The sequence below is a fragment of the Streptomyces sp. NPDC042201 genome, assembly GCF_055582185.1.
The window spans coordinates 264458-285843 of sequence record NZ_JBVJDS010000010.1 but is presented as its reverse complement, the minus strand read 5'-3'; the positions used below and the strand labels follow the sequence as shown (position 1 = coordinate 285843).

Annotated in this window: 20 protein-coding genes; 13 read left to right on the top strand and 7 right to left on the bottom strand. The window is 69.9% G+C overall.

Annotation, left to right across the window (positions count from 1 at the left end; all coding sequences use genetic code 11):
• Positions 1-92: 92 nt before the first annotated feature.
• Complete coding sequence (locus ACZ6MZ_RS24900; RefSeq protein ID WP_384184253.1) at positions 93-515, bottom strand: DUF350 domain-containing protein; 423 nt, start codon at positions 513-515, stop codon at positions 93-95.
• Between the two features lie 193 nt (positions 516-708).
• Here ACZ6MZ_RS24900 and ACZ6MZ_RS24895 point away from each other — a divergent pair, with 193 nt between their 5' ends.
• The 4 genes from ACZ6MZ_RS24895 (at position 709) to ACZ6MZ_RS24880 (ending at position 2804) form a co-directional block, all read left to right on the top strand.
• Positions 709-1239, top strand: coding sequence for a DoxX family protein (locus tag ACZ6MZ_RS24895; RefSeq protein WP_389792853.1), 531 nt, complete (start codon positions 709-711; stop codon positions 1237-1239).
• Positions 1240-1263: 24 nt separating this feature from the next.
• Positions 1264-1608 carry a GNAT family N-acetyltransferase gene (locus ACZ6MZ_RS24890; RefSeq protein ID WP_389672345.1) on the top strand — a complete coding sequence of 115 codons (345 nt, stop codon included), beginning with the start codon at positions 1264-1266 and terminating at the stop codon, positions 1606-1608.
• Between the two features lie 219 nt (positions 1609-1827).
• Entirely contained in the window at positions 1828-2454 is a 627-nt protein-coding gene (locus tag ACZ6MZ_RS24885; protein WP_469354414.1) for an aspartate/glutamate racemase family protein, read from the top strand.
• 122 nt (positions 2455-2576) lie between these two features.
• Positions 2577-2804, top strand: coding sequence for a hypothetical protein (locus ACZ6MZ_RS24880; protein ID WP_384184245.1), 228 nt, complete (start codon positions 2577-2579; stop codon positions 2802-2804).
• On the opposite strand, the gene gndA is transcribed toward ACZ6MZ_RS24880, so the two are convergent.
• Positions 2805-4247 (bottom strand): NADP-dependent phosphogluconate dehydrogenase, encoded by a 1443-nt coding sequence (gene gndA / locus ACZ6MZ_RS24875; protein WP_469354356.1) that lies wholly within the window; start codon positions 4245-4247, stop codon positions 2805-2807.
• 411 nt (positions 4248-4658) lie between these two features.
• Between gndA and ACZ6MZ_RS24870 the strand changes: the two genes are divergently transcribed.
• The 8 genes from ACZ6MZ_RS24870 (at position 4659) to ACZ6MZ_RS24835 (ending at position 14089) form a co-directional block, all read left to right on the top strand.
• The gene (locus ACZ6MZ_RS24870; RefSeq protein WP_384184239.1) at positions 4659-5765 is read left to right on the top strand and encodes a DUF1996 domain-containing protein; all 1107 of its coding nucleotides are present in this window, start codon (positions 4659-4661) and stop codon (positions 5763-5765) included.
• 76 nt (positions 5766-5841) lie between these two features.
• A complete protein-coding gene (locus ACZ6MZ_RS24865; protein WP_384333626.1) occupies positions 5842-7590 on the top strand; it encodes a galactose-binding domain-containing protein in 1749 nt (582 codons plus the stop codon).
• A 451-nt stretch (positions 7591-8041) separates the two neighbouring features.
• Positions 8042-8803, top strand: a complete 762-nt coding sequence (locus ACZ6MZ_RS24860) for a DeoR/GlpR family DNA-binding transcription regulator (RefSeq protein ID WP_384190842.1) — start codon at positions 8042-8044, stop codon at positions 8801-8803.
• 112 nt (positions 8804-8915) lie between these two features.
• On the top strand, positions 8916-10274 hold the full coding sequence (locus tag ACZ6MZ_RS24855) for an ABC transporter substrate-binding protein (protein WP_389790990.1): 1359 nt from the start codon (positions 8916-8918) through the stop codon (positions 10272-10274).
• Positions 10271-11254, top strand: a complete 984-nt coding sequence (locus tag ACZ6MZ_RS24850) for a carbohydrate ABC transporter permease (protein WP_384190836.1) — start codon at positions 10271-10273, stop codon at positions 11252-11254. The genes ACZ6MZ_RS24855 and ACZ6MZ_RS24850 overlap by 4 nt, the downstream gene beginning before the upstream one ends.
• A complete protein-coding gene (locus ACZ6MZ_RS24845; RefSeq protein ID WP_384190834.1) occupies positions 11251-12159 on the top strand; it encodes a carbohydrate ABC transporter permease in 909 nt (302 codons plus the stop codon). Before ACZ6MZ_RS24850 ends, ACZ6MZ_RS24845 begins: the two co-directional genes overlap by 4 nt.
• Positions 12159-13148, top strand: a complete 990-nt coding sequence (locus ACZ6MZ_RS24840) for a zinc-dependent alcohol dehydrogenase family protein (protein WP_384190831.1) — start codon at positions 12159-12161, stop codon at positions 13146-13148. Before ACZ6MZ_RS24845 ends, ACZ6MZ_RS24840 begins: the two co-directional genes overlap by 1 nt.
• A gap of 44 nt (positions 13149-13192) precedes the next feature.
• Positions 13193-14089: a PfkB family carbohydrate kinase gene (locus tag ACZ6MZ_RS24835; RefSeq protein WP_469354412.1), complete on the top strand. Its 897-nt coding sequence runs from the start codon at positions 13193-13195 to the stop codon at positions 14087-14089.
• A 110-nt stretch (positions 14090-14199) separates the two neighbouring features.
• Here ACZ6MZ_RS24835 and ACZ6MZ_RS24830 read toward each other — a convergent pair whose 3' ends face one another.
• Genes ACZ6MZ_RS24830 through ACZ6MZ_RS24815 form a run of 4 tightly spaced genes read right to left on the bottom strand, consistent with a single transcriptional unit; the run spans position 14200 to position 18760 of the window.
• Complete coding sequence (locus ACZ6MZ_RS24830) at positions 14200-15555, bottom strand: GH1 family beta-glucosidase (protein ID WP_384190848.1); 1356 nt, start codon at positions 15553-15555, stop codon at positions 14200-14202.
• A gap of 20 nt (positions 15556-15575) precedes the next feature.
• On the bottom strand, positions 15576-16436 hold the full coding sequence (locus ACZ6MZ_RS24825) for a carbohydrate ABC transporter permease (RefSeq protein WP_384190825.1): 861 nt from the start codon (positions 16434-16436) through the stop codon (positions 15576-15578).
• Positions 16429-17436, bottom strand: a complete 1008-nt coding sequence (locus ACZ6MZ_RS24820; protein ID WP_384190822.1) for a carbohydrate ABC transporter permease — start codon at positions 17434-17436, stop codon at positions 16429-16431. Before ACZ6MZ_RS24820 ends, ACZ6MZ_RS24825 begins: the two co-directional genes overlap by 8 nt.
• Before the next feature lie 10 nt (positions 17437-17446).
• The gene (locus ACZ6MZ_RS24815; protein WP_389790994.1) at positions 17447-18760 is read right to left on the bottom strand and encodes an ABC transporter substrate-binding protein; all 1314 of its coding nucleotides are present in this window, start codon (positions 18758-18760) and stop codon (positions 17447-17449) included.
• Positions 18761-18902: 142 nt separating this feature from the next.
• On the opposite strand from ACZ6MZ_RS24815, the gene ACZ6MZ_RS24810 reads away from it, so the two are divergent.
• A complete protein-coding gene (locus ACZ6MZ_RS24810) occupies positions 18903-20243 on the top strand; it encodes an ROK family transcriptional regulator (protein ID WP_469354354.1) in 1341 nt (446 codons plus the stop codon).
• 7 nt (positions 20244-20250) lie between these two features.
• Here ACZ6MZ_RS24810 and ACZ6MZ_RS24805 read toward each other — a convergent pair whose 3' ends face one another.
• Complete coding sequence (locus ACZ6MZ_RS24805; protein ID WP_384190812.1) at positions 20251-21378, bottom strand: LacI family DNA-binding transcriptional regulator; 1128 nt, start codon at positions 21376-21378, stop codon at positions 20251-20253.
• Positions 21379-21386: the final 8 nt, after the last annotated feature.

The window sequence follows — 21386 nt, the reverse complement described above, 5'->3', positions numbered from 1 at the left end:
CTCTTCTCGTCAAGGAGACGCTATCGAGGGTGCTCGTTATCGTCAAGGTGACGAAAGAGGGGGCGGGCCCGCTCGCCGGGGAATCCCGGGGGTCAGGCGATGGACGCCGAGATGATCGCGGAGACCGCGATGTTGCAGGACGCCGTCACCCACACCGCCGGATGCGGCTCCGGCTCCACCAGCGTCGCTCCCAGCTTCCCCGGCGTGACGAGATCGACCACCAGGAACGCCACCGCCATCATCACCAGGCCCAGCAGGCCGAACAGGGCGGTCGACGCGAGCCCCTTGCCGAAGTCGTCGTACGTCGTCCAGATCGACGTGAACACGATGCCGCCGATTCCCAGCAGGGCCGAGCTGAGGAGGATCGCGGCGTTGCGGTTGCGCTCCTCCCAGATCTGCTTGCCGAGCTTTCCGGGCGTCAGCATGTCCACCAGGACGATGCCGAGGATCAGCAGGACCACACCGAGTGCCCCGTAGGCACCGGCCCGGCCAAGTCCATTGACTATGTCGCTCATTGAGTAGTCCGTCTCCGCGGCAGAAGGTGGCTGAAGGTGGCTGAAGCCGATCGAGGCAAAGGCGCCGCAAAATGTATCGCACGGACCCCGCGCCCCGTCTGACCCGTACGGCCCAGCAACGCTGACCCCCCGCGCGCCGCGCCGCAGAGAGTGGAGTCGTACGTCCACACCTCCCCGACACCCGGAGCCCGCCATGACCCGTCAGAACCGGCATGACCTCGGCCTGCTCGCCCTGCGGCTCGGCGCCGGAGCGGTGCTCGCGGCGCACGGCACCCAGAAACTGTTCGGCTGGTTCGGCGGCGCCGGGATCAACGGGACCGGTCAGGGCATGGAGGCCATGGGCTTCCGGCCCGGCAGGCCGAGCGCCGTCGCCTCCGGGCTGGCCGAGACCGGCGGCGGGCTGCTGCTGGCCCTCGGCCTGGCCACCCCGGCGGCCGGGGCCGCGGCGGCGGGCGGCATGGCGGGGGCGGTCTCGGTCCATGTCCCCAACGGGTTCTTCAACGCGGCGGGCGGCCTGGAGCATCCGGGCTTCCTCGGCTGGACCGCGGCGTGCATCGGTCTCATGGGGGCCGGACGCTACTCGCTCGACCACGCCACCTGTCACCGTCTCGACCAGAACTGGATGGTTCCGGCCGCCTTCGTGACGAGCGCGGCCGCGGCCGCGGTGATCATCCACAAGCGGGCCAAGGCGCTGGAGGCGGCCGCCGACGAGGGCGCGAACTGACGGCGCGGCAGGGAGGCAGCCGTCATGGCGGACATCGATATCCGCGACAACCGGCCGAAGGGCCGCCTGGAGGCGTACGAGGACGGCCAGGTCGTCGGCCTCATCGTCTACTTCACCCTGGACGCCACCCCCGCCGCACTGGTCGCCGTGCACACCGTGGTGGAGGAGGGCCATGAGGGAAAGGGCATCGCGGGCGCGCTGGTACGGGAGTTCTACGCGATGGCCGGGCGCGAGGGCGTGCCGGTCGTACCGCTGTGCCCGTACGCGTCCGGATGGGCGCGCCGCCATCCTGACGAGGCCCCCGCGGCCCCGGCCGGTGCGGTCAGGGCCGCGGAGGAACAGCTGAAGGCCGGCCCACCGCGCCGGTGAAACGCGCCCGTGGCACAACAGCCCTCAGAGCCTGTCGGGCTCTTACGACCTGGTGCACGATAGCCAGCGGGCTCCCGACGCCCTGCGACTCCGCCTCCGGCGTTGTCGTCAGTCGACGACGCTCCGCGTCGCCTCCCTCCTCCGCCTTGGATGCGAAGCCGCAAGACGCCGCTCGCTGATCCACTGGCTATCGTGCACCAGGTCGTTAGCATGGCGATCATGCTTGCGCTGCTGCACACCTCCCCGGTCCATGTACCGGTCTTCGACGCGCTGCGGGACGCCGGCCATCCGGGGCTCGTCCTGCGGCATCTGGTCCACGAGGACCTCCTCGCCCGGGTTGTGGCCGAGGGGCCCCAGGCCGTGGCGGCCGATGTCGAAGCGGCGCTCGCCGCCGCCGTCGCCGCGGGGGCGAGCGCCGTGCTCTGCACCTGCTCCACGATCGGCGGGGTGGCGGAAAGGGCCGGCGAGGCCCTCGGCGTGCCGGTGCTGCGCGTCGACCGGCCGATGGCGCGCGCGGCGGCCTCGGCCGGCCGGGTCGTGGTGGTCGCCGCGCTGGAGAGCACACTGGAATCGACGGCCGAGCTGATCCGCGAGGAGGCGGCGGGGCGCCCTGTGGATCTGCGTACGCTGGTGGTGGAGGACGCCTGGGCACGCTTCGAGGCCGGTGACCGCGACGGCTATCTGGACGCGGTCGCCGCCGCCGTCGACAGCGTCACGGCGGCGGATGTGATCGTGCTGGCCCAGGCCTCGATGGCCGACGCGGCGCGGCGCACCACCAACGACACGCCGGTGCTCTCCAGCCCGCGCCTCGGGCTGCACGCCGCCGCGGCCGCCGCCGGGGCTTGACGGGCGGCCCCGCGGAGCACCCTGACGGAGGCCCCGCGGATCATGAGTGGACCCGGCGCGCGTGGGCAGGCGCACCACGAGACATTGGGAACGCACGACTCCCGCACTACTGGAGGTCAGGCATGACCAGCCCTTACCCCGACCCCGTACCGCCCTCGCCCACGCCGACCCCCGGCCCGCCAGGACCGGAGCCGGGCCCGCTGCCGGGACCGGCGCCCGTTCCCTCGCCGCCGCCGACCCCGGCGCCCCCGCCGCGCCCCTCGCCGGTGCCCACGCCGGACCCGATTCCCAGCCCGCCGGGCCCCGACCCCGTACCGGAGCCGGAGCCCGCACCCGGGCCGCTCGGCTGATCAGCCGGCCGGGACCTCGGAACGGTCGCCGCCCCACAGGGTATGGAACGAGCCCTCACGGTCGGTGCGCCGGTAGGTGTGCGCGCCGAAGAAGTCGCGCTGCGCCTGGGTGAGCGCGGCGGGCAGCCGCTCCGCGCGCAGCGCGTCGTAGTACGCGAGCGCCGCGGAGAAGCCCGGCGTCGGGACACCCTGGTGCACCGCGGCGGCGATCACCGCGCGCCAGTCGTCCTGCGCCGCGCCGATCTCCTCGGCGAACTGCTTGTCGGACAGCAGACTCGGCAGGTCGCGCTGCGTGTCGTACGCCTCGCGGATCCGGTCGAGGAACGCGGCACGGATGATGCAGCCCGCCCGCCAGATCGCGGCGACCGAACCGAGGTCGATGTCCCAGCCGTACTCCTCACTGCCCGCCTGGATCTGGTGGAAGCCCTGGGTGTACGAGACGATCTTGGACGCGTACAGCGCCTGCTCGACCTGGTCGGCGAAGCGCGCCGCCTCGGTCTCGTCCAGCGGCGCCGCCGCCGGGCCCGCCAGTGAGCGGGACGCCTCACGCAGCGCCGCGTGCCCCGACAGGGAGCGCGCGAAGACCGCCTCGGCGATGCCGGAGACCGGCACGCCCAGATCGAGGGCGATCTGTACGGTCCAGCGTCCGGTGCCCTTCTGCTCGGCCTGGTCGGTGACGATGTCCACGAACGGCTTGCCGGTCGCCTCGTCCGTGTGGGCGAGCACCTCCGCCGTGATGTCGATCAGGTACGAGTCGAGCCGGCCGGTGTTCCAGGTCCTGAAGGTCTCCGCGATCCGGGCGGGGGAGTAGCCCGCGACGGACCGCAGCAGGTGGTACGCCTCGGCGATCAGCTGCATGTCGGCGTACTCGATGCCGTTGTGGACCATCTTCACGAAGTGGCCCGCGCCGTCCGGACCGATATGGGCGACGGTGGGCGCTCCGTCGGGCGCCTTCGCGGCGATCTTCTCCAGCAGCGGGCCGAGCGACGCGTACGACTCTGCGGAGCCGCCCGGCATGATGCTGGGACCGTGCAGCGCGCCCTCCTCGCCGCCCGAGATGCCGACGCCGACGAAGTGGATACCGCGCTCGCGCAGCTCCTTCTCGCGGCGGCGGGTGTCGGCGAAGTGGGCGTTGCCGCCGTCGATGATGACGTCGCCCTTCTCCAGCAGCGGGGCGAACTCCTGGATCACGGCGTCCGTCGGATCGCCGGCCTTCACCATGATGATGAGACGGCGCGGGCGCTCCAGCGCCGCGACGAAGTCCGCCGCGGACTCCGCGGCGACAAAGGTGCCCTCGTCGCCGAACTCGTCCACCAGCGCACGGGTCTTCGACGCGGTGCGGTTGTGCACGGCGACGGTGAGGCCGTTGCGAGCGAAGTTCCGGGCGAGGTTGCGGCCCATCACCGCAAGCCCCGTGACGCCGATCTGGGCAGTACCACTCATGCGTGTGCTCCTGGATGTCCGTCGGATGTGCCGCGCCCGCCCGTAGGGATACGTACTGCCGGACACGGCCGTTCGTCAATCGTCAAGCCGCCCGGAGGGTTCCGCATTTCCGGGCCTGTCGCATCGTGCCGTGTTCACCCTACGAACGCGAGGGGGTGTGGGCCGGATGCACCGCCGGGACCGCTGTTGCCGGGCCGGCGGCAACAGCGCGCGGACCGGGGATCGTTCACGAAGTATTGACACTCTCTCAGCGGCGGCGTAACACTGGCACCGCTTTGGAGAGCGCTCTCCCACAGGATTCCGGCTTCTCGCCGAACACGGGTACGGCTCTCCGCGGTGCACCATCCAGCTCCACTCTCCCCCCCACCGCACACCCGACGTGTGCGGACGAAGAGCGGCATGGAGGTCCGCATGGCCGATAGATTCCGCAGAACCGCCCTGGTGTCCGCGTTGCTCGTCGCCACCGCCCTGGCCCTGGTGGCCTTCGGGCTCACCGCGATCCCGGACGCCACCACCGCCACCGCGCGCGCGGCCGAACACCCGGCCGCGGCGGCGAAGGCAGCCCACGCCGGGCACAAGATGGCCCCGGCCGTCCCCGTACCGTCCGGCGACGATCCCGACGGGGACGGATACATTCCGGCGAATCCGCCCGTGACCGGGGTGGTGCCGTCCGCCGAGATTCCGCCGCACCGTTACTTCCACGAGTTCCAGGCGAACTGCACGGTCTCGCACGCCAGGCCGGACGACCCGATCGTCTTCCCGGGCCAGCCCGGCGCGTCGCACAACCACACCTTCATGGGCAACACCACGACCGATGCGGCGAGCACCACGGCTTCGCTGAGCGGCGGCGGCACCGCGTGCAAGGCGCCCGGTGACAAGTCCGCGTACTGGATGCCGACCCTCTACAAGGGCGCTCAGGAGATCCGCCCGGTCGGCCCGCAGACCATCTACTACAAGTCGGGCGTCACCGACTACCGGAGCGTACGGCCGTTCCCCAAGGGGCTGCGCTTCGTGGTCGGCAACCCGATGCAGACCGCCGAACAGTTCCGTAACCACCCGGGCTGGGTGGAGGGCTGGGAGTGCGGCGAGTCGTACAACAACACCGAATTCCCGGCGAGCTGCCCGACCGCCCAGGACGTGCAGCTCAACCTGCGCTTCCAGGCACCCAGTTGCTGGGACGGCAAGTACCTGGACACGCCCAATCACCAGAGCCATATGGCCTATCCGACCGCCCAGGGCGCCAACCAGGACGTCTGCCCCACCTCGCACCCGGTGGCCCTGCCGATGATCGAGTTCAAGATGGCCTGGCCCGTCAACGGCGATATGTCGCAGGTCAGGCTGGCCAGCGGAACCGGCCACTCCTTCCACTACGACTTCTTCAACGCCTGGGACGACGCCACGCTGAGGGCCCTGACGCAGCACTGCGTCATCGAGGGTCTCCAGTGTGACGCCCGCGGGTACGACCAGGCCCATCCCGAGGCCGGCGCCGCGCTCAACGCGAACTACGAACTGCCCTGACCGTCGCGCTCTCCCTCGTGGGTGCTCCGCGCCCATGAGGGAGAGCGCTCTCCCACCCCAGAGGGGACAGCACCCCATGTACCGACCAGCCATCAGAAAGCGGCGCGCGGCGGCCCCGCTCGCCGTCACCGCCCTGCTCGCCGCGTGCGCCGTGGCCCTCCCGGCCCCGGCCGCCCACGCCGCGGGCAGCGTCGTCAAGGTCACCGGATCGCAGGGAAACTGGCAGCTCACCGTCGACGGAGCGCCCTACCAGGTCAAGGGCCTGACCTGGGGCCCCGCCGTGGCCGATGCCGCGCGCTATATGCCCGACGTCGCGTCGATGGGCGCCAATACCGTACGGACCTGGGGCACCGACGCCACCAGCAAGCCGCTCTTCGACGCGGCCGCCGCCAACCGGGTCAAGGTGATCGCCGGGTTCTGGCTCCAGCCGGGGGGCGGTCCCGGCAGCGGTGGCTGCGTCAACTACCTCACGGACACCACGTACAAGAACGACATGCTCGCGGAGTTCCCCAAGTGGGTGGACACCTACAAGGACCACCCGGGCGTGCTGATGTGGAATGTCGGCAACGAGTCCGTCCTCGGGCTGCAGAACTGCTACAGCGGGGACGCGCTGGAGCAGCAGCGCAACGCGTACACCACCTTCGTCAATGAGATCGCGAAGAAGATCCACGCCGTCGACCCCAACCACCCGGTGACCTCGACCGACGCGTGGACCGGGGCCTGGCCGTACTACAAGCGCAACGCGCCCGACCTCGATCTGTACGCCGTGAACTCCTACGGCGATGTGTGCAACATCAAGCAGACCTGGGAGTCCGGCGGCTACACGAAGCCGTACATCGTCACCGAGGGCGGCCCGGCCGGCGAGTGGGAGGTGCCGAACGACGCCAACGGAGTGCCCGACGAACCCGCGGACACCGCGAAGGCGGCCGGCTACACCAAGGCCTGGGACTGCGTCACCGGGCACCGGGGAGTGGCGCTCGGGGCGACGCTCTTCCACTACGGCACGGAGTACGACTTCGGCGGCGTCTGGTTCAACCTGCTGCCCGCGGGACAGAAGCGGCTCTCGTACTACGCGGTCAAGAAGGCGTACGGCGGTGACACCTCCCGGGACAACACGCCGCCCGTGATCTCCTCGATGACCGTCGACGGGGCCGCCTCGGTCCCGGCCGGCCGGGAGTTCACGATCCGTGCCTCGATCGCGGACCCGGACGGCGATCCGCTCTCCTACCAGGTGCTCGTCGGCAGCAAGTACCTGGACAACGCGGGTCAGTTGAACGACGCGCAGTTCACCAACCAGGGCAACGGCACCTTCAAGGTGACCGCCCCCGAGCGGCTCGGCGTGTGGAAGGTCTACATCAAGGCATCCGACGGCAAGGGCAACGTCGGCATCGAGACGAAGTCGTTCAAGGTGGTGCCGCCGCCGGTCGGCGGGACCAACATCGCCAGGGGCAAGCCGGCCACGGCCTCCACGTTCCAGCCGACCGGAACCGGCTGCCCCTGCACCGCGGGGAACGCGGTGGACGGCTCGCTCGACACCCGGTGGGCGAGTGACTGGAGCGACGGGCAGTGGATCCAGGTCGACCTGGGCGCCAAGACCGCGTTCCGTCATGTGCAGCTCGCCTGGGAGGCCGCGTACGCCAAGGGCTACACCCTTCAGACCTCCGACAACGGCCAGGACTGGACGACCCTGCGCACCGTCACCGACGGCAATGGCGGGATCGATGACTACGACGTCACCGGCAACGCCCGCTATGTGAGGGTCAACGCGTCCGTACGGGGCACCCCGTGGGGCTACTCGCTCTACGAGTTCGGCGTGTACAGCTGAGTTCGTAGCCCGGGCCGCGCCGTCTCCACCCCGCTGTCGGCGCGGCACGGCAGTCCGCGGCGGGCCACGGCAGTCCGTGGCCCGCCGCGGATTTCTGCTGTGCGCGGGACACAGCCGGGACCGGGCCGGGACCGGGCCGGGACCGGGCCGGGACGCGGTCAGCACATGGCCGGCACCCGGCCGGGCGCTCGGGTACGGGCTCCGGTTGGCGGCAAAGTCCGTACCGCCTCGGGCGCCGAACGGGCACGGACCTGGCTTCAATCGGGCAGTGATCCGGGTAACACCGACCCCGTTCACGGCCTTGATCAGCGCTGATGCCCTTGGCGAAACGGGCCTGAACGGGCACAGTCGATGCTGCGAAGAGCCTGGTCGCCGCCGGTCTCTTGCTTGTACAAACGACGCATGAGCCCGAACGGGTGCTGAGCCGCAGCAAGCAGGGAAGTGTGTTGTCGTGGACACCGACGAGCGCCGACGAGAAATTCTTGAGATCGCCCGACGTGACGGGTCAGTGGAAGTCACCGCACTGGCCGGGAAGCTTCATGTGGCCAAGGAGACCGTCCGGCGCGATCTGCACGCCCTGGAGGAACACGGGCTGGTGCGGCGCACCCATGGCGGCGCCTATCCGGTGGAGAGCGCCGGGTTCGAGACGACTCTCGCGGTACGGACCACCCGCCTCGTACCCCAGAAGTCACGGATCGCGGCGGCCGCCGCCGATCTCCTCGGCGACGCGGAAACGGTCTTCGTCGACGAGGGCTTCACCCCCCAGCTCGTCGCCGAGGCCCTGCCCCGGGACCGGCCGCTGACCGTGGTCACCGCGTCCCTCGCGGTGGCGACCGCACTCGCCGACGCGGAGAAGATCGCCGTGCTGCTGCTCGGCGGCCGGGTGCGCGGTTCCACGATGGCCACGGTCGACCACTGGACCACCCGGATGCTCTCCGAATTCGTCATCGACCTGGCGTACGTCGGAGCCAACGGCATCTCCCGTGAATACGGCCTGACCACCCCCGATCCGGCCGTCAGCGAGGTGAAGGCCCAGGCGATGCGCAGCGCGCGGCGCCGTGTCTTCGCCGGCATCCATACCAAGTTCGGCGCGGTCAGCTTCTGCCGGTTCGCCGAGGTCAGCGACTTCGAATCGATCGTCACGGACTCGGGGCTGCCCTCTGCGGAGGCGCAGCGCTACTCCCTCCTCGGACCGCAGGTCATCCGCGTCTGAACCCGCACCAACCCCCTCACGTGTGCCCATGGCCCCCGCCCGACAGGCCGGGAGGCGGGGCGGACACGTCCCCAGAACCCCTTACGCACCATCGAATGATCAGGAGAATCTCATGCCCCTCCAGCAACGACGACGTGCAATCAGCGTGCGTGTGGGCGCGGGCGCGGCCCTGGCGGCGCTCCTCGCGGGGTGCAGCGGCGCGGGCGGCACCTCTTCCGGCGGGGATGACACCCTCAACGTGCTCATGGTGAACAACCCGCAGATGGTCGAGTTGCAGAAGCTGACCGCGGACAACTTCACGAAGGAGACCGGAATCAAGGTCAACTTCACGGTCCTGCCGGAGAACGACGTCCGCGACAAGATCACGCAGGACTTCTCGAACCAGGCCGGTCAGTACGACGTCGCCACCATCAGCAACTTCGAGGTGCCGTTCTACGCCAAGAACGGCTGGCTGCACCCGCTCGACGACTACACCGCCAAGGACAAGGCCTTCGACCAGGGCGACATACTCAAGCCCCTCCAGGAGTCCCTGACCGCGGAGGACGGCAAGCTCTACGGCCAGCCCTTCTACGGCGAGTCGTCCTTCCTCATGTACCGCAAGGACGTCTTCGACGCGAAGAACCTGACGATGCCGCCGAAGCCCACCTGGCAGGAGGTCGCCGATCTCGCCGCCAAGGCGGACGGCGCGGAGAAGGGCATGAAGGGCATCTGTCTGCGCGGGCTGCCCGGCTGGGGCGAGGTCATCGCGCCGCTGACCACCGTCGTCAACACCATGGGCGGCACCTGGTTCACCAAGGACTGGGAGGCCCAGCTCACCTCCCCGGAGTTCACCAAGGCCACCCAGTTCTATGTCGACCTGGTGCGCAAGCACGGTGAGGCGGGCGCGCCGCAGTCCGGCTACGCCGAGTGCCTCAACAACATGACGCAGGGCAAGACCGCCATGTGGTACGACGCCACCGCCGGCGCCGGATCGCTGGAGGCGAAGGGCTCCCCGGTCAAGGGCAAGATCGGCTATGTGCCGGCGCCCGTCGACAAGACGGAAAGCTCCGGCTGGCTCTACACCTGGGCCTGGGGCATGCAGAAGGCGTCCACCAAGACCGAGAGCGCCTGGAAGTTCATGTCCTGGGCGTCCAGCAAGGAGTACGAGAACCTCGTCGGCGAGAAGATCGGCTGGGCCAATGTGCCCGCGGGCAAGCGCGCCTCGACCTACGCCAACCCCGACTACCTGAAGGACGCGGCCGCGTTCGCCGACGTCACCAAGCAGGCCATCGCCAGCGCCAACCCGCGTGACCCGGGCACCCAGCCCCGCCCGACCGTCGGCATCCAGTTCGTCGACATCCCGGAGTTCACCGACCTGGGCACCAAGGTCTCGCAGGAGATCAGCGCGGCCATCGCGGGCAAGAAGTCGGTCGCCGAGGCGCTGAAGGTCTCGCAGGCGCTCGCCGAGAAGGTGGGCGAGGAGCAGCGGTGAGTACCTCCGTCAGCACACCCCCACTGTCCCCGGCCGGCGCGTCGCGCCCCTCCCCGCAGCGGCGGGCCGGCCGGGGGGCCTCGGGACGGGCCCGCGCCTGGGCCACCCGCGCGCCCCTCCTGCCCGCCCTCGTCTTCCTCGTCGCCGTCACCCAGCTGCCCTTCGTGGCCACGCTGGTGATCTCGCTCTTCGACTGGAACTCGCTCGCCCCCGACGAGCGTGCCTTCGCCGGGCTCTCCAACTACGGGTCCGTGTTCAGCGACGCGAGCCTGCGCGACTCGGTGTTCACCACGGTCCTGCTCACCGCGAGCGTCGTGATCGTCAGCGTGGTCCTCGGACTGCTGCTGGCCCTGCTGCTCGACCGTAAGTTCATGGGCCGTGGCTTTGTCCGCACCCTGCTGATCACCCCGTTCCTGCTGGTCCCCGTCTCGGCGGCGCTGCTGTGGAAGCACGCGCTCTACAACCCCGAGTACGGCCTGCTGAACGGCGCGTGGGCCTGGTTCGCCGGACTGTTCGGCGACTCCGCCCCGGCCCAGCCGGACTGGATCTCCGACATGCCGCTGCTGGCGGTCGAGGCCTCCCTCATCTGGCAGTGGACGCCGTTCATGATGCTCATCCTGCTCGCCGGACTGCAGAGCAGGCCCGCCGAGATCACGGAGGCGGCGAAGCTGGACGGCGCGACCGGCTGGCAGGCGTTCCGCTACCTCACCCTGCCGCATCTGCGCCGCTATCTGGAGCTGGGCATCCTGCTCGGCTCGATCTACATCGTGCAGAACTTCGACGCGGTCTTCACCCTCACCTCGGGAGGACTGGGCACCGCGAACCTTCCGTACACCATCTACCAGACCTTCTACCAGGCTCACGAGTACGGACTGGCCTCCGCCGCCGGAGTGGTCGTCGTGATCGGCACGATCGTGATCGCGACCTTCGCCCTACGGGTGGTCTCGTCCCTCTTCAGTGAGGAGGCGAACCGCGCATGAGTACGCACTCCGCGACGGAAACCCCGAAGTCCGCCGCCACCGCACGGCCCCGCATCGATCCGTACGCACCCGCCACCCGGCGGGCCAGGCGGCGGTCCGCCGGACTGGGCGTGCTGGCCTGGATCGTCGGCATCCTCTTCTGTCTGCCGGCGCTCTGGATGCTGCTCACCTCCTTCCACTCGGAGGCGGACGCGGCGACCAACCCGCCGTCGCTCGCCGCCGGGCTGACGCTCGACAGCTACCGGGTGTTCTTCGGCGCCGGAGGCGGGGCGAGCCCCTGGCCGCCCCTGATCAACTCCCTGACCGCGTCGCTGTTCTCCACGCTGTTCGTGCTCGTGCTCGCCCTCCCGGCGGCGTACGCGCTCTCCATCAAGCGCGTGGAGAAGTGGACGGACGTGATGTTCTTCTTCCTGTCCACGAAGATGCTGCCCGTCGTCGCCGGACTGCTGCCGGTGTATCTGTTCGCGAAGAACATCGGGATGCTGGACAACATCTGGCTGCTCGTCCTCCTCTACACCTCGATGAATCTGCCGATCGCGGTGTGGATGATGCAGTCCTTCCTCGCGGACGTACCGGTCTCCATCATCGAGGCCGCGCAGGTGGACGGCGCCCGGCTGCCGACCGTCCTGGCCAGGGTGGTGGCGCCGGTGGCCGCGCCCGGTATCGCGGCCACCGCGCTGATCTGCTTCATCTTCAGCTGGAACGAGCTCCTCTTCGCCCGGGTGCTCACCGGGGTGACGGCTCAGACCGCCCCCGTGTTCCTGACGGGCTTCGTGACCAGCCAGGGTCTCTTCCTCGCCCAGCTGTGCGCCGCGTCCGTCGTTGTTTCCCTGCCGGTGCTCGCCGCCGGTTTCGCCGCCCAGGACAAGCTGGTCCAGGGCCTTTCTCTTGGAGCTGTTAAGTAATGAGGGCAGCGATCGTCGAAGCCGTCGGCAAGGTCTCCGTCACGACGGTTCCCGACCCCACCCCGGGCCCCCGGGACGTGGTTGTCGCCGTCGCCGCGTGCGGACTCTGCGGCACCGATCTGCATATTCTCCAGGGCGAGTTCGCGCCCACCCTGCCGATCGTGCCAGGTCATGAGTTCGCCGGTGAGATCGTGGGCATCGGCTCCGATGTCACCGAACTGTCGGTGGGTGACAAGGTCGCCGTCGATCCCTCACTGCACTGCAACGAGTGCCGTTACTGCCGGGCCGGGCGGGGCAACCTGTGCGACCGCTGGAAGGCCATCGGGGTCACGGAGCCGGGGGGAGCGGCCGAGTACGCCGTGGCGCCCGTGGCCAACTGTGTCCGGCTGCCCGACCATGTCGACGTGCGGGACGCGGCGCTGATCGAGCCGCTGTCCTGCGCGGTCCGCGGATATGACGTCCTCAGCTCCACCCTCGGCGCCGAGGTACTGATCTACGGCTCCGGCACCATGGGCCTGATGATGCTGGAGCTCGCCAAGCGCACCGGCGCCGCCGGAGTCGATATCCTGGACATCAACCCGGAGCGGCTGGCGACCGCCGCCCAGCTCGGCTGCTCGCGCTCCGCCGCCACGGCGGAGGAGTTCGACCGGCCCGGCGGCTGGGACGTCGTCATCGATGCCACCGGCAACGCCGGAGCCATCCAGGACGGCCTCGGCCGGGTGGCCAAGGGAGGAACGTTCCTGCAGTTCGGGGTCGCCGACTACGCGACGACCGCGGTCATCGAGCCGTACCGCATCTACAACCAGGAGATCACCATCACCGGCTCCATGGCGGTGCTGCACAGCTACGAGCGGGCCGCCGCGCTCTTCGCCAGCGGGGTCCTCGACCCGGCGGTGTTCATCAGCGACCGGCTGCCGCTGGAGCAGTACCCGCAGGCGATCGACCGGTTCAAGGCGGGCCAGGGCCGCAAGATCGTGGTGCAGCCGTGAGCGGTGGCCCCGCCGCCGGCATCGGTCCGGACGCCGTCCTGGTGATGGGAGAGGCGCTCATCGACCTCGTCCCGTCGCCGGGCGACCCGGAGACACACCGCGCCCAGCCCGGCGGCGCGCCCGCCAATGTCGCCGCCGGGCTGGCCCGTCTCGCCACGCCCAGCTGGTTCGCCGGCGCGCTCGGCGGCGACGGCTTCGCCCGTACGATCGAACAGCGGCTGGTCTCCGCCGGTACCGAACTCGGCCTCTGCGCACGCTCGCCGCTTCCCACGGCGCTCGCGGTCGCGGACCCCGGCCCGGACGGCACCGGCTACCACTTCCACCTCCAGGACACGGCGACCTTCCGGATCACGGAACGCGCCGCAGAGGTGGACCGGTTCGGCGCGGTGTACGTGGGCGGACTCGCCGCGGTCGTCGAACCGGCGGCCGAGGCGGTGGCGGCGACCGCACGCGCGGGCGCCGAGCGCTCCCTGCTGGTGGTGGACCCCAATGTGCGCGAGGACCGCACGCTCGATCCGGAGCTGAGCGCGCGCCGGCTCCGGGAGCTCTGCTCCCTCGCGCATGTCATCAAGGCGAGCGACGAGGACCTGGAGCGGCTCTGGCCCGGTACCGACCCCGACGAGACCTGCCGGCGGCTGGCGGGGAAGGGCCGGCTCGTGGTGCTCACCCGCGGCGCCCGGGGCAGCACGGCCTACACCCGCTCCGGCGAACCGGTGTCCGTGCCCGCGGTGCCCGTCGACGTGGTCAACACGATCGGCGCCGGGGACGCCTTCATGGCGGCTGTCCTGCACTGGCTCACCACCAACGGCGCGCACCGCGAGGGCGGCGTGGACCGGCTGCCGCCCGACCGCGTGGAGGAGATGCTGGGCTTCGCCTCCCAGGTGGCCGCCTCCGTCTGCGCGCAGACCGGTACGGAACCCTCGATACCGGCCCGTAGCTGAGCGGCCCCCACGGTCCGTCCGGCATCCGTCGGACGGACCGGCCCCCCGAACAGCCGGAGCCACCGCTCTTCCCCCCGGAGGCGGTGGCTCCGGTCTTTCCCGGACCGGTGTCAGGCGGCCTCGCGGCCCCGTCCTGACACGGCGCGGATGATGTCCGCGTAGCGGTGACCGCTGCCCTTGATGGTGCGGCGCTGGGTCTCGTAGTCCACATGGACCAGACCGAACCGCTTGTCGTAGCCGTACGCCCACTCGAAGTTGTCCAGCAGCGACCAGGCGAAGTACCCGGCCAGCGGAGCGCCCTTCTCCACGGCCCGCGCGCAGGCCGTCAGGTGCTCCTCCAGGTAACGGACCCGCTCGGGGTCGTCGACGGTGCCGTCCGCCCGGACCACGTCCGGGAAGGCCGAGCCGTTCTCGGTGACGTAGATGCGCCGCGCGCCGTACTCCTCGGTCAGCCGGAGCAGCAGCTGCTCCAGACCGTCCGCGTGCACCTCCCAGCCCATGTGGGTGTGGCGGGCGTCCGCCACGTCGACCTGCTTGGCGAACGGCGCGGCGCCGGTCGGGTCGTCCCGGACGATCTGGCGGAAGTAGTAGTTCAGTCCCTGCCAGTCCAGTGGCGCCGCAATGGTCTCCAGATCGCCGGGGCGCTCGGGCAGGTCCACGCCGTACAGGTCGAGCATGTCCTGCGGGTAACCGCGGCCGTGGATCGGGTCGAGCCACCAGCGGTTGGTGTGGCCGTCGGCCCGCACGGCGGCCGCGCGGTCCGCGTCGCTGTCACTGGCCGCCTCGATCGGGCTGAGGTTGTTGACGATGCCGATACGGGCGTCCGAGGAGGCCGCGCGGATCGCCTGCACGGCCAGACCGTGCCCGAGGTGCAGATGGAACGAGGTGCGCACGGCGGCCGTAAGATCGGTCAGCCCGGGCGCCATCTTGCCTTCGAGATGGCCGATCCACGACGAGCACAGCGGCTCGTTCAGGGTCGCCCAGTCCTTCACCCGGTCACCGAGGCGCTCGGCGACGACGGAGGCGTACGCGGCGAAGTGCTCGGCGGTGTCGCGGGACGGCCAGCCGCCCCGGTCCTGGAGCGCCTGCGGCAGATCCCAGTGGTAGAGCGTGGCGAACGGGGTGATGCCCGCCTCCAGCAGACCGTCCACCAGCCGGTCGTAGAAGGCCAGTCCTGCCTTGTTCACCGGCCCGTCGCCGCCGGGCACGATCCGCGGCCAGGCCAGCGAGAAGCGGTACGCGTCGACGCCGAGCTGCTTCATCAGCCCGATGTCCTCGGGGACACGGTGGTAGTGGTCGCAGGCCACATCGCCGTTGTCGCCGTTGTCGATGGTGCCGGGGGTGTGGGAGAACGTGTCCCAGATCGAGGGGGCGCGGCCGTCCTCTGCCACGGCTCCCTCGATCTGGTACGCGGCGGTGGCGACGCCCCAGGTGAAGTCGGCCGGAAGGGCGTTGAGGTCGTTCACGGACTGCCTTTCTGAAGTGGTCACTTGACGGCGCCCGCGGTCAGTCCGGCGACCAGGTAGCGCTGGAGGAGCAGGAACCCGGCGACGACGGGCACGCTCACGACGAGCGACGCGGCCATGACCTGGTTCCAGTAGACGTCGTTCTGGGTGGCGTAGCCCTGCAGACCGACGGCGAGGGTACGGGTGGTGTCGTTGGTCATGACCGAGGCGAAGAGGACTTCGCCCCAGGCCGTCATGAACGCGTAGACGGACACGGCGACGATGCCGGGGACCGCCGCCGGCACCACCACCCGGAAGAGCGCGCCGAACGGCCCGCAGCCGTCCACCATGGCGGCCTCGTCCAGGTCCTTCGGGATGGAGTCGAAGTAGCCGATCAGCATCCAGATGGAGAAGGGGAGCGAGAACGTCAGATAGGTGAGGATCAGTCCGCCGCGCGACCCGTACAGGGCGATGCCCGTGCTGTTCCCGATGTTCACGAAGATCAGGAACAGCGGGAGCAGGAAGAGGATGCCGGGGAACATCTGGGTGGACAGCACCGTGACGGTGAAGACCCGCTTCCCGCGGAACCGGTAGCGGCTCACCGCGTACGCGGAGAACACCGCGATCACCACGGAGAGCACCGTCGCCGCGCCCGCGACGATCAGCGAGTTGACGAAGTAGCGGGCCAGCGGAACGGTGTCCCAGATGTCGAAGTACGGGCGGATGGTGAGCCCGCTCGGGATCCACTGGAACTTGCCCGAGACATCCTGGAGCGGCTTCAGCGAGCTGCTGATCATCACATAGACGGGCAGCAGCGCGAAGACCGCCAGCAGCGTCAGGACGACCCGCCGGGTCCAGATGAAGGACTGCGGCGGTGCGATGGGAGACCTGGGCCTAGGCATCTTCGCCCTTCCTTCCCCGAGTGGTGAACAGCAGATAGACGGCCGTGACCACCAGCAGGAAGAGCAGCAGGAGTACGGACATCGCGGAGCCGGCGCCGAAGTTCCAGGTGACGAACGACGACTGGTAGATATGGATCGAGATCAGATCCGCCGCTTCCGGCGCCGACTTGCCGAACAGCACGTACGGCGTGTTGAAGTCGTTGAACGTCCAGAGGAACAGGACGAGCACCAGCACCTGGTTGACCGGGCGCAGCGACGGCATCGTGATCCGGCGGATCTGCTGCCAGACGCCGGCGCCGTCGATCGACGCGGCCTCGTACAGCTCACGCGGGATGTTCTGCAGGCCCGCCATCACGATGAGGAACGCGAACGGCCAGGACTTCCAGACCGCGACGACGACCAGCGCGATGAAGCTGTTGTCGCCGATCAGCCAGAAGGACGGCTCGTCGGTGAGGCCCAGCTGATCGTGCAGGACATGGTTGATCAGACCGTTGTCACGCTGGAACATGAACGCCCAGGTGATGACGGCCGCGTACACGGGCAGGGCGTACGGGACGAGGAAGATGGCCCGCAGGAAGCCCCGGCCGCGGAAGTTCTCCTGCAGCATGATCGCCGCGGCGACGCCGAAGAGCCAGGACAGCCCGACGGCGAGCACGGTGAAGGCACAGGTCACATAGAAGGAGTGGAGGAGCGCCTGACCGATCGGCGCGTCGAAGTCGACGGCGACCTTGTAGTTGTCCAGCGCCGTCCACGGGGCCTTGCCCCAGTTGCTGATGTAGAACTGCGTGAGCTGACGGAAGCTCATCACGATCCCGATGATCATCGGGATCAGATGGACGAGGAGTTCCAGCAGGACAGCCGGCAGCAGCAGGAGATAGGGCAGGCCGCCGCGGCGGATCCGGTCGGGGATGCGCGGCCACTTACGGCGCGCATCCCCACTGCCCCGGCTCTCCCCGCTGCCCGCCTTGTCCGCACGACTTGGTGTCACGGTGGCGGTCATGGAGTGAGCCTCACTGCTGCATCTGCTGCTGGGCCTTGTTCAGGCGATCCTTCACGGACTCGGTGGTCACCGGACGGCCGGCGGCCGCGTCGGCCCACAGCTCCTTGACGGCCGTTCCGACGGTGGTCTCGAACTGCGACTCCGTCGGGACCTGGGGGAGCGGGGCGGCACTGGTGGAGAGGGTGTCGCGCAGGACCTTCAGGTCGGGAGCGGAGAACGCCGCGTCGGCCTGGGCGGCCTTCACCGGCGGGATCGAACCGTACGTCTTGTTGAGCAGCTTCTGCTCCGCGTCGCTCGTCATGAACTTCACGAACTGCTTGGCGCCGTCGACGTTCTTGGTGTTCTTGAACACCGCCATGTTGATGCCGGCGACCATGGAGTTGGTGCTCTGGCCGGCGCCCGGGGTACCGGACGGGACCGGAACCGGTGCGACGCCCCAGTCCTCGGGCTTCATGCCCTGGGAGGCGAAGGTCGAGGCCGCGGCCTGCCACAGGACCATGGCCGTCTTGCCCTTGGAGAAGTCCTGGAGGGACTGGTTCTGGGCGTACTCCGCGTTGCCCGGAGCGATGATCTTGTCCTTGGCCATGAAGTCGACGTACTGCTTCACAGCGGCGACAGCACCGTCGGAGGTGAAGGTCGGCTTGCCTGACTTGTCGAAGAAGTCCGCTCCGTGCTGCTTACCGAGGGCGAACACCTGGTGGATGTTGTTCGACAGGTTCGCACCCTCGGCGCCGAGCGCCCACTTGCCGTCCTTGGAGATCTTCTTGCCGTCGGCGACCAGCTCGTCCCAGGTGGCCGGCGGCTTCGAGATACCCGCGTCGGCGAACATCTGCTTGTTGTAATACAGCGCGTACGCCAGCGAGTACAGCGGCACGGCGGCGGGGTCCTGACCCTCCGCGCCGGCCGAGGCGACCGCCGAGTCGACGAAGCGGTCCCGGCCGCCGATCGCGTCGAAGTTCTTCTGGTCCCACGGCAGCAGGGCGCCGGTGGCCTGGAGCGAGGCCGACCAGGTGTTGCCGATGTTCAGGACGTCGGGGCCCTGGCCGGAGGTGGTGGCGGCCAGGATCCGGTTGAGCAGATCGGCCCACGGCACGACCTCGAGCTTGACCTTGATCCCGGTCTGCTCCTCGAACTTCTTGAGTTCGGGGGTGAGTATCTTCTTGTCCGCCTCGATGCTGGGCCCCTGGTTGGACGCCCAGTAGGTGAGGGTTTTGGGTGATTCGTTGCTTCCGCCGCCTTCCGACGACGAACCGCCGCCGCATCCGGTGACGGCTGCGAGGGCGCTGACGATGGTGACGGCTGCTGCGGCTCTGATACTGCGCATGTGAGACGGCCCCTTTCCGGGGGTGGCAGCGTTCGGAAGTCGAACGGCCTCCATGACTTAATTTATGACGTGATTTAAGAGGTGAGAGAAGGTCGCGTCAAGGTCTGCGACCGGGGTATGTTGCGTCCACGGAAGGAGCAACATGGCAGAGCGCAACAGACGGACAGTGCGTGACCTGCGGCGGGGCAATCGGGCAAGGGTTGTGCAACGGTTGTATTTCGACGGCCCGCTGAGCCGCCAGGAGCTCGGCCCCGCCACCGGTCTGAGCTCGGGTTCCATCAGCAACGTCGTCGCGGAACTCGCCGCCGAAGGCCTTCTGGAGGAGGCCGGTGTCGTCGACTCCGACGGCGGCCGTCCCCGTACCCTGCTGCGTGTCGCCCCCGGCGGCGGCCTGCTCATCGGCATCGACATCGGGGAAACCCGGGTCCGTGTCGAGCTGTTCGACCTCTCGCTCACCGAACTGGCCCGCACCGACCGCCTGCTGGCCCAGCACGGCTACGACGTCGACCGCATCGTGTCCCACGTCCGTACCGGCGTCGCCGATGTGCTGCGCGACGCGGGGGCCGACCCGGCGCAGCTCCTCGGCATCGGCATCGGCGTCCCCGGCATCATCGAACGCGGCGGGCCCGACGGAGCGGTGGTCCACGGCCAGACCATCGGCTGGACCGAGGTGCCGTTCGAGAAGCTCCTGCGCGCGGCCGTCGAGGTGCCCCCCGAGGTACCGCTGTTCATCGACAACGGCGCCAAGACCCTGGGACAGGCCGAGATGTGGTTCGGCGGCGGCCGGGGAACCGGCGCGGCCGCCATCGCGCTCATCGGCTCCGGTGTCGGCGCGAGCGTCATCCACGGCGGCGCGCTCGTCGAGGAGAGCGGCCGCGGCAGCGCCCTCGAATGGGGCCACACCACCGTGCAGATGCGCGGGCGCCGCTGCCGCTGTGGCTCGATCGGCTGTCTGGAGGCGTACGCCGGGGCGGAGGCGATGCGCGAGCGGTGGCACGAGGCGGGCGGGCCGCTCCCGGACGACGCGGACGACGAAACGGCGCTGGCCGCCCTGCTGGAGGCGGCCTTCCCCGGACCCGACGGGCCGGCGCCCGATCCGGTGGCCGTTGCTCTCCTCGATGAGACCGCCGAGTGCCTGGGCGCGGCCGTTGCCGATCTGATCAACCTCTTCCTGCCCGAGCGCATCCTCCTCGGCGGCTGGGCCGGACTGCTGATCGGCCCGCATCTGCTGCCGGCGATCCGGCTCCACGCGGAGGCGTACGCGCTCAGTCACGCGGCGGCGCGCACCACCATCGAAATGGGGCATCTCGGCCCCGACGCGGTCACTGTGGGCGCGGCCACGCTGCCCCTCGCCGCGTTCCTCGCGCGCGGTGGCAGCCGTCCCCGCGTGCCAGGACCCGCGGCTCCCGCGGACCCGGGCGGGGTGGCGGCGTCCCGGCGATGGCGGCGTGCCCCGGCCACCGCGGGAGAGACGTCGGGCTGAACGGGACTCAGGCCGATCCGCGGACCACCAGCGTGGGTTCGAAGATCACTGATGTGACCGCACGGTCGGGCACGGCGAGCCGGTCCAGCAGCAGCCGCCCCATCTCCGCCGCCATCTCCTCCACCGGCTGTCTGATGGTGGTCAGCGGCGGCCGGCAGGCGGCCGCCACGCTGCTGTCGTCGAAGCCGATCACGGCGACGTCCTCCGGCACCCGTTTTCCCCGCTCGCGCAGCACATGGCAGGCGCCCACGGCCATCAGGTCGTTGGCCGCGAACACACCGTCCAGATCGGGGTGTTCGGTCAGCAGCCGCTCCATGGCCGCTTCGCCGCTCTCCTGGGTGAACCGCCCCTCGGCGATGGGGATGTACGGATGGCCCTGCCGCGCCATCGTGTCCCGGAAGCCCGCCAGCCGGTCCTGACCCGCCGGCACGTCGAGCGGTCCGGTGATCGTGGCGATCCGCCGGCAGCCGCGCTTCAGCAGATGCTCGGCGGCCAGCCGCGCGCCGTCCTGATGGGCGAGATCCACATAACTGATCCGGGCCGGCCGGGCGGGGCGCGCGTACAGAACGGCGGGCAGCCCCGCCTCCGTGATGAGGGCGGGCAGCGGATCCTCGGCGTGGGTCGATACGACCAGGGCGCCGTCGACGTTCCCCTGACGGAGGTACGAGACGACCTCGACGCGGGCGCGGGCGGTCTCGGCGAACATCAGCACCGGGTACATCCCGCGCGGCCGGAGATAATTGACGACCCCGGTCACCACCCGGCCGAAGAACGGGTCGGAGAAGACCTGCGCGGTGAAGGAGCCGCTCCCGACACCGAGGTCACCGCTGTCCTCGCCGCCGTGGCTCCCCGTCGGCACGGAGTCCGGGGCCGCCTGGTCCTGCGGGTCCGGGTCGTCCCCCGCGCCCGAGACCACCAGCGCGATGGCGTCGGCCTTGCGGGTGACCAGCGAGCGGGCGGCGCGGTTGGGTGTGTAGCCGGTGGCGGCCACCGCCTGCCGTACGGATTCCTGTATCACCGGGTCGACATTGCGGACCCCGTTGATCACTCGTGAGACCGTGGCACGGGAGACACCGGCCGCCCGCGCCACATCCTCCAGGGTGGGTGCGCCGGCCGGTCGCAGATCTTCCGTCATGACCTCAT

Excerpts from the sequence above, each read along its gene's own strand:
- ACZ6MZ_RS24900 (WP_384184253.1), bottom strand. The coding sequence starts at position 515 with ATGAGCGACATAGTCAATGGACTTGGCCGGGCCGGTGCCTACGGGGCA.
- ACZ6MZ_RS24895 (WP_389792853.1), top strand. The coding sequence starts at position 709 with ATGACCCGTCAGAACCGGCATGACCTCGGCCTGCTCGCCCTGCGGCTC.
- ACZ6MZ_RS24890 (WP_389672345.1), top strand. The coding sequence starts at position 1,264 with ATGGCGGACATCGATATCCGCGACAACCGGCCGAAGGGCCGCCTGGAG.
- ACZ6MZ_RS24885 (WP_469354414.1), top strand. The coding sequence starts at position 1,828 with ATGCTTGCGCTGCTGCACACCTCCCCGGTCCATGTACCGGTCTTCGAC.
- ACZ6MZ_RS24880 (WP_384184245.1), top strand. The coding sequence starts at position 2,577 with ATGACCAGCCCTTACCCCGACCCCGTACCGCCCTCGCCCACGCCGACC.
- gndA (WP_469354356.1), bottom strand. The coding sequence starts at position 4,247 with ATGAGTGGTACTGCCCAGATCGGCGTCACGGGGCTTGCGGTGATGGGC.
- ACZ6MZ_RS24870 (WP_384184239.1), top strand. The coding sequence starts at position 4,659 with ATGGCCGATAGATTCCGCAGAACCGCCCTGGTGTCCGCGTTGCTCGTC.
- ACZ6MZ_RS24865 (WP_384333626.1), top strand. The coding sequence starts at position 5,842 with ATGTACCGACCAGCCATCAGAAAGCGGCGCGCGGCGGCCCCGCTCGCC.
- ACZ6MZ_RS24855 (WP_389790990.1), top strand. The coding sequence starts at position 8,916 with ATGCCCCTCCAGCAACGACGACGTGCAATCAGCGTGCGTGTGGGCGCG.
- ACZ6MZ_RS24845 (WP_384190834.1), top strand. The coding sequence starts at position 11,251 with ATGAGTACGCACTCCGCGACGGAAACCCCGAAGTCCGCCGCCACCGCA.
- ACZ6MZ_RS24840 (WP_384190831.1), top strand. The coding sequence starts at position 12,159 with ATGAGGGCAGCGATCGTCGAAGCCGTCGGCAAGGTCTCCGTCACGACG.
- ACZ6MZ_RS24835 (WP_469354412.1), top strand. The coding sequence starts at position 13,193 with ATGGGAGAGGCGCTCATCGACCTCGTCCCGTCGCCGGGCGACCCGGAG.
- ACZ6MZ_RS24825 (WP_384190825.1), bottom strand. The coding sequence starts at position 16,436 with ATGCCTAGGCCCAGGTCTCCCATCGCACCGCCGCAGTCCTTCATCTGG.
- ACZ6MZ_RS24820 (WP_384190822.1), bottom strand. The coding sequence starts at position 17,436 with ATGACCGCCACCGTGACACCAAGTCGTGCGGACAAGGCGGGCAGCGGG.
- ACZ6MZ_RS24815 (WP_389790994.1), bottom strand. The coding sequence starts at position 18,760 with ATGCGCAGTATCAGAGCCGCAGCAGCCGTCACCATCGTCAGCGCCCTC.
- ACZ6MZ_RS24810 (WP_469354354.1), top strand. The coding sequence starts at position 18,903 with ATGGCAGAGCGCAACAGACGGACAGTGCGTGACCTGCGGCGGGGCAAT.
- ACZ6MZ_RS24805 (WP_384190812.1), bottom strand. The coding sequence starts at position 21,378 with ATGACGGAAGATCTGCGACCGGCCGGCGCACCCACCCTGGAGGATGTG.